The 7,274-nt window shown below is 62.8% G+C and carries 6 protein-coding genes; 5 read left to right on the forward strand and 1 reads right to left on the reverse strand.

Annotated features, from left to right (window positions below):
• Window positions 1-55 precede the first annotated feature (55 nt).
• A complete protein-coding gene (locus ACE04F_RS10335) occupies window positions 56-1,699 on the reverse strand; it encodes a GMC family oxidoreductase (RefSeq protein WP_486106413.1) in 1,644 nt (547 codons plus the stop codon).
• 129 nt (window positions 1,700-1,828) lie between these two features.
• On the opposite strand from ACE04F_RS10335, the gene ACE04F_RS10340 reads away from it, so the two are divergent.
• The 5 genes from ACE04F_RS10340 to ACE04F_RS10360 all read left to right on the forward strand — a co-directional run bounded on the left by ACE04F_RS10340 (window position 1,829) and on the right by ACE04F_RS10360 (window position 7,193).
• Window positions 1,829-2,713 (forward strand): LysR family transcriptional regulator, encoded by an 885-nt coding sequence (locus ACE04F_RS10340; protein ID WP_486106415.1) that lies wholly within the window; start codon window positions 1,829-1,831, stop codon window positions 2,711-2,713.
• A 97-nt stretch (window positions 2,714-2,810) separates the two neighbouring features.
• Window positions 2,811-3,563, forward strand: coding sequence for a GntR family transcriptional regulator (locus tag ACE04F_RS10345; RefSeq protein WP_486106417.1), 753 nt, complete (start codon window positions 2,811-2,813; stop codon window positions 3,561-3,563).
• A complete protein-coding gene (locus tag ACE04F_RS10350) occupies window positions 3,560-5,299 on the forward strand; it encodes a fumarate reductase/succinate dehydrogenase flavoprotein subunit (RefSeq protein WP_486106419.1) in 1,740 nt (579 codons plus the stop codon). The genes ACE04F_RS10345 and ACE04F_RS10350 overlap by 4 nt, the downstream gene beginning before the upstream one ends.
• 24 nt (window positions 5,300-5,323) lie before the next feature.
• Window positions 5,324-5,569 carry a 4Fe-4S dicluster domain-containing protein gene (locus tag ACE04F_RS10355; protein WP_003180418.1) on the forward strand — a complete coding sequence of 82 codons (246 nt, stop codon included), beginning with the start codon at window positions 5,324-5,326 and terminating at the stop codon, window positions 5,567-5,569.
• Window positions 5,570-5,786: 217 nt separating this feature from the next.
• A complete protein-coding gene (locus ACE04F_RS10360; RefSeq protein WP_486106422.1) occupies window positions 5,787-7,193 on the forward strand; it encodes an ABC transporter substrate-binding protein in 1,407 nt (468 codons plus the stop codon).
• Window positions 7,194-7,274 lie beyond the last annotated feature (81 nt).

A 7,274-nucleotide genomic window follows, 5' to 3' on the forward strand; every position in this document is an offset into this window, starting at 1 on the left:
GACTGATACAGCGCTTTCGCGACCCCCCCCCCTCCCACATGGAACTTGGCGATTTTCAGACCGTGGCGGGCTCCTTCTGCAGCGTAGCGCCCATGGTGACCGGCTCAAGCATCATCCGCGCCGCCTTCTCGGCAATCATCAGCGTCGGCGAGCAGGTGTTGCCCGAGGTGATGCGCGGCATGATCGAGGCGTCGGCGATGCGCAGGCCCTTGATGCCGTGGACGCGCAGCTGCGCATCCACCACCGCCTCGCCGTCCTGGCCCATGCGACAGGTGCCCACCGGATGAAAAATCGTCGTGCCGATGCGGGCGGCGGCCTGGTGCAGTTCTTCCTCGGTCTGCAGGCTCGGGCCTGGCAGGTATTCCACCGGTTTGAAGGCGCTCAGGGCCGGCGCGGCGACGATCCGGCGAGTCAGGCGGATGGCGTCGGCGGCGACCCGCAGGTCCTCGGGATGGCTCAGGTAATTGGGTTGGATCGACGGCGCCTCATGGGGATCGGCCGAGCGGATGTCCACGCGGCCACGGCTCATCGGGCGCAGGTCGCACACCGACGCGGTGAACGCCGGGAAGCTGTGCAGCGGTTCGCCGAAACGTTCCAGGGACAACGGTTGGACGTGGTATTCGAGGTTGGCCGAGGCCTGTTCCGGCCCCGAGCGGGCGAACGCGCCGAGTTGGCTGGGGGCCATGGACAGCGGGCCACTGCGGTCGTACAGGTAACGCAGGCCCATGCCCATCTTTCCCCACAGGGTGCCGGCGATCTGGTTCAGGGTGCGGGCGTTTTCCAGCTGGTAGATCAGCCGCAGTTGCAGGTGATCCTGCAAGTTGCCACCGACGCCGGGCAGTTCATGCACCACGCCGATGCCCAGGCGTTGCAACAGGCTGCGCGGGCCGATCCCGGAGCGCTGCAAGATGCCCGGCGAGCCGACGGCGCCGGCGCACAGGACGATTTCCTTACGCGCCTTGAAAGTCTTGTTCTTGCCCTGCCAGCGGGCACTGACGGCGTCGGCGCGATTGTCGCGCAGCAACACCCGATCAACCTCGACGTCGGTCAGCACCGTCAGGTTGGGGCGATTGCCAATCGGTTTAAGGAAGGCCTTGGCCGCGTTCCAGCGCACCCCGGCTTTCTGGTTGACCTGGAAGTAGCCGCAACCTTCGTTGTCGCCACCGTTGAAGTCCTCGACGCTGGGGATGCCGCTCTGTTCGGCGGCGGTGCGGAAGGCATCGAGAATCGGCCATGACAGGCGCTGGCGTTCGACTCGCCATTCGCCGGCCGCGCCATGCAGCTCGGAATCCCCCGCAAAGTGATTTTCGCTCTGCCGGAACAGCGGCAACACATCCTTCCAGCCCCAACCGACATTGCCTTCGGCGGCCCAGCCGTCGTAGTCCGCCGCCTGGCCACGCATGTAGATCATGCCGTTGATGGACGAACAGCCGCCCAACACCTTGCCGCGCGGATAACTCAAGGCGCGCCCTTGCAGGCCGGGTTGCGCTTCGGTCTTGAAGCACCAGTCGGTGCGTGGGTTACCGATGCAGAACAGATAGCCGACCGGGATGTGGATCCACGGATAATTGTCCCGCCCGCCGGCTTCGAGCAACAGCACCCGGTGTTGCGGACTGGCCGAAAGCCGGTTCGCCAGCAGGCAGCCGGCAGGGCCGGCGCCCACGATTACGTAATCGTATTCATCGACGACAGGTTGCATTCGCGACCTCATTTTTTGTTCTTGTGGAACTCATCCTAGTTGTTAGTTTTCGTCAAAAGAATGTTAGTTTTTGCGCAGCGGCTGTGCGTTTATGAACAGCCATGACTTCAGGCGATTCAAGGATGGCTCATGTTCGACTGGAATGACCTGCGCTATTTCCTCGAACTGCAACGCAGCGGCCGCCTGCTGACTGCCGCGCGACGGCTCAACACCACCCATGCCACGGTGGCGCGGCACATCGAGGCGATCGAGAAAAGCCTCGGCACTGCGTTGTTCGTCCAGCACGCCCAAGGGTATGAATTGACCCCGGCAGGCGAAGCGCTGCTCAAGCATGCCGAGGCCATGGAGAACGTCGCGTTGCTGGCCCAGGAAGACATCACCCAATCCAGCGCGCCCCTCGGCAAGATCCGCCTCGGCGTGACGGAAGGGCTGGGCATCATGTTCCTCGCCAGTCGCATGGACGGCTTGTTCCAGCGCTATCCGGGGCTTGAGGTGGAACTGGTGGCGGTGCCGCGGTTTGTCAGCATCCTCAACCGCGAGGCGGAAATCAGCATTCACCTCGAACGCCCGGCGGCCGACCTGCTGGTGACGCGCAAGCTCACCGACTACAGCCTGGCGCTTTATGCCAGCCAGGCTTACCTGGACCGTTCGCCACCGTTACGCAGTCGTGAGGATCTGGCCCGCCATGCCTGGATCGGCTACGTCGATGATCTGCTGTTCAGCCAGGAGCTGATGTTCCTCAACAGCTTTTGCCGGAACCCTCGCGTGGTGTTCCACAGCACCAGCGTCATTGCCCAGCAACAGGCCGCGCGCTCGGGCCTGGGGATCGCCGTGCTGCCGTGCTACATGGCCAGCAGCGACCCGACGCTGGTGCCGCTGCTGCCGGACGAAACCCTCCGCCGCAGCTACTGGATCAGCACCCGCCGCGAGCTGCACAAGTCCGTCCGGTTGCGGGTGTTGTGGGATTACGTGGTGCAGTTGTGCGAGCGCGAGCAAGGGCTGCTGTTGCCCTGACCCGGCTCTAAGGTTATGTCCAAACGGTATTTCTCAAGCATCGAGTGGTTTCCCTAAGATCACCTCATAACTCGTTATGACAAGTGACCTGCTACCCATGCCCGACAATCTTCTTTCCCTCAGCAGCGTGCCGCTGCACACCCAACTGCGCGACGTGCTGCGTGCGCGCATTCTTGACGGTGAATACCCGCAAGGCAGCCAGATGCCTTCGGAAAGCGAGCTAGGCGCGCTGTTTCGCGTCAGCCGCATCACCGTGCGCCAGGCCTTGGGCGATCTGCAAAAGGAAGGACTGATCTTCAAGATCCACGGCAAAGGCACCTTCGTCGCCAAGCCCAAGACCTTCCAGAACGTCAGCACGCTGCAGGGCCTGGCCGAGTCCATGACCGGTCGCGGCTACGAGGTGATCAACCGCCTGCGCAGTTTCAAGTTCATCCCGGCGGACAAATCGGTGGCCGAGCGACTGAAACTGGCGGAAGGCGACGTGGTGACGCAGATCAAGCGGGTGCGGCTGATCAACCGCGAGCCGGTTTCTCTGGAAATCACCTACCTGCCCAAGGCCCTCGGCGAGCGCCTGGAAAAAGCCGACCTGGTGACCCGCGACATCTTCCTGATCCTGGAAAACGATTGTGGCCTGGCCCTCGGCCACGCCGACCTTGCCATCGATGCGGTGCTGGCCGACAGCGACCTGTGCCAGGCCCTCGACGTCGAGCCCGGCTCGCCGGTGATGCGCATCGAACGGCTGACCCATGACGCCGACGGCCAGCCGCTGGATTTCGAATACCTCTACTACCGTGGCGATGCCTTCCAGTATCGCTTGCGAATCGACCGGCAAAAAGGGACGCAGGCATGACCCAGAGCTCCAGGAATATCCTCGAACAGGAATACGACATCGTCGTCATCGGCGGCGGTACTGCCGGCCCCATGGCGGCGATCAAGGCCAAGGAGCGCAACCGCGACCTGCGCGTGTTGCTGGTGGACAAGGCCAACGTCAAGCGCAGCGGCGCCATCAGCATGGGCATGGACGGGCTGAACAACGCGATCATCCCGGGCCATTCGACGCCCGAGCAGTACACCAAGGAAATCACCATCGCCAACGACGGCATCGTCAACCAGGCGGCGGTGTACGCCTACGCCACCCACAGCTTCGAAACGATCGAGCAACTGGACCGCTGGGGCGTGAAGTTCGAGAAGGACGAAACCGGCGATTACGCGGTGAAAAAGGTTCACCACATGGGCGCTTATGTGCTGCCGATGCCGGAAGGTCACGACATCAAGAAAGTCCTCTATCGCCAGTTGAAACGGGCGCGAGTCAGCATCACCAACCGGCTGGTCTGCACCCGGTTGCTGACCGATGGGGAGGGCGCGGTGAACGGTGTGATGGGTTTTGACTGCCGCACCGCCGACTTCCATGTGATCAAGGCCAAGGCGGTCATCCTCTGCTGCGGCGCGGCGGGGCGCCTGGGGTTGCCGGCCTCCGGCTACCTGATGGGCACCTATGAGAACCCGACCAATGCCGGCGACGGTTATGCGATGGCCTATCACGCCGGGGCCGAGCTGGCGAACCTGGAGTGCTTCCAGATCAATCCCTTGATCAAGGATTACAACGGCCCGGCGTGCGCCTACGTCACCGGCCCGCTGGGTGGCTACACCGCCAACAACAAGGGCGAGCGCTTTATCGAATGCGACTACTGGAGCGGGCAGATGATGTGGGAGTTCCACCAGGAGCTCGAAGGCGGCAACGGTCCGGTGTTCCTCAAGCTCGATCACCTGGCCGAGGAAACCATCCAGAACATCGAGGAAATCCTGCACAGCAACGAGCGCCCCAGTCGCGGGCAGTTCCACGCCAACCGGGGCACCGATTACCGCACGCAGATGGTGGAGATGCACATTTCCGAGATCGGTTTTTGCAGCGGCCATTCGGCTTCTGGAGTGTGGGTCAACGAGCGGGCGGAAACCTCGGTCAAGGGTTTGTACTCGGCGGGCGACATGGCCGCCGTTCCGCACAACTACATGCTCGGCGCGTTCACCTACGGCTGGTTTGCCGGCCAGAACGCGGCGGACTTTGTCGCCGGCAAGGACTTTTCAGCGCTGGATACCCAGCAGATCGAGCAGGAAAAAAACCGCGTTTACGCGCCCCTCGACCGCGCGCATGGCCTGCCGCCGGCCCAGGTGGAATACAAGTTGCGCCGCTTCGTCAATGATTACCTGCAACCGCCGAAGGTCAGCAAAAAAATGCAGATCGGCCTGCAACGCTTCAGCGATATCCAGCGCGACCTCGACCAGCTCAAGGCCCACAACGCCCACGAACTGATGCGCGCCATGGAAGTCAGCGTGATCCGCGATTGCGCCGAGATGGCCGCGCGGGCCTCGCTGTTTCGCGCCGAAAGCCGTTGGGGGTTGTACCACTACCGGGTCGATCATCCGCAACGCAACGACAGCGACTGGTTCTGCCATTGCCATTTGAAGAAAGGCGAGGACGGCGCGATGACCTCGTTCAAGAAAGCCGTCGAGCCCTACATCATCGCCCTCGATGCCGACGAACTGCAGGCCTACGACCGGCTTCGGCTCGGTGCCGACGCGGCGTGAGCCCTACACCCAGAGAGAACGCCCATGGCCTATCAACCCCAGGAAATCTTCTTCCGCTCCAACGCCCCCGTCACCGTGGACGAGGACAAATGCATCGCCCACAAGGGTTGCACGGTCTGCGTCGATGTCTGCCCGATGGACCTGTTGGCGATCAACCCGGCCACCCAGAAGGCCTACATGGCGTTCGACGAATGCTGGTATTGCATGCCTTGCGAAAAGGACTGCCCGACGGGGGCGGTGAAAGTCGAGATTCCTTATTTGCTGCGGTGATTGAGTAGACGCCTTCGCGAGCAGGCTCGCTCCCACATTGGACCGAGTCGCCGCAAAGAACTGTGGGAGCGAGCCTGCTCGCGAAGAGGCCATCACGGCTCCCCAAAAAAGCCATCCGGCCACTCCGGACGCTAAAACCGGAACACCCCTCGTTTCCCACCGTGCCCTGATCGCGGCGGAGACGAACATCCAATCAATGATTCGAGGGGACACACCCATGTTATTGCGTGCAGCGCTGGCCAGTCTGGTACTGGCTTCATTGACCTTGCCTGCCCAGGCAGAAACCATCCGCATTGCCATCGGCACCCAGGACACCACCATCAACTGCGCCGCTGGCGGGTTGCTGATCCGCGAGCTCGGCCTGCTGGACAAATACCTGCCCAACGACGGCGCGTACAAGGACGCCGAGTACGACATCCAGTGGAAAAACTTCACCAGCGGCGCGCCGCTGACCAACGAAATGGTCGCCGGCAAACTCGACTTCGGTGCCATGGCCGACTTTCCCGGGGCTTTCAACGGCGTGGCGTTCGAGACCGCCGGCAAGCATAGCCTGTTCATCAGCGTGCTGTCGGGCAGCACCCAGGGCAGCGGCAACGGCATTGTCGTGCCCAGCGCCTCGAGCGTGCAGTCCCTCGCCGAGCTCAAGGGCAAGACGATTTCCGTGCCGTTTGCTTCCACCGCCCATGGCATGTTGCTGCGAGCCGTCGCGGCCCAGGGCTGGGATCCGCTCAAGGACGTGAACATCATCGCCCAGCCGCCGGAGGTCGCCGGCTCGGCGCTGCAAGCTGGCAAGATTGACGCCCACGCCGATTTTGTACCGTTCGCCGAACTGTTCCCCAGTCGCGGTTTTGCCCGCAAGATCTACGACGGTGCCCAGGCCAGGACGCCGACTTTCCATGGCGCGCTGGTGGACCAGGCCTATGCCAGGAAGTACCCGGAAATCGTCGTCGCCTATCTGCGCGCGACCATCGAGGCCAATCAGCTGCTGGCCGCCGAGCCTGAGAAATACAGCGAGCTGATCGCCAAGGTCACCGGGGTGGATGCCGAGGTCAATTACCTGTTCCACGGGCCGCTGGGCGTACAGACCCGCGACCTGACCTGGAAACCCGAATACCGGCAAGCCGTCGGTACCGCGATCGACACCCTCAAATTGCTGAAGAAGGCTGATCGCGGCCTCGACCTCAACACCTTCATCGATGATCAGTACATCCGCGCCGCGTTCAAGGCGTCGAACCTTGATTACACCGCGCAACTGGGCAACTACGCCCAGACGCCCCTTGGCAGCCCCGATGCCTTGACCGGCCAGCCCATCACCGATGCCCGCCATGTGGCGCAGATCTGGGTTCGCGGCGAGCCGACAGTGCGTCATTACGCCTCGGCGCAATCGGCCTTCACCGCGCTGGCAAATCTCAAACAGGAAGGCAAGGGCATCCGCGCCGTCTACACCCAGGCCAGCGACAGCGGGATCAAGCTGCTGGCCGAGCAGGCGTGGTTCGCCAGCGATGCAAAGGGCCAACTCAGCGCGTTCCTGTTGAAAGGCCAGGCTGAGCAATTTGCCGCGGCCGAGGGCGGCAAGGTCCTCGATTTTACTGAAGCCACCACCCAGGCAGTCGCCGCCCGCTGACCTGACTCGACCGAAAGCAAACCTGTGGGAGCGAGCCTGCTCGCGAAGGCGTCAGATCAGTGGAATTGATTTGATTGATAC

It is taken from the genome of Pseudomonas sp. AGC41, assembly GCF_057334555.1.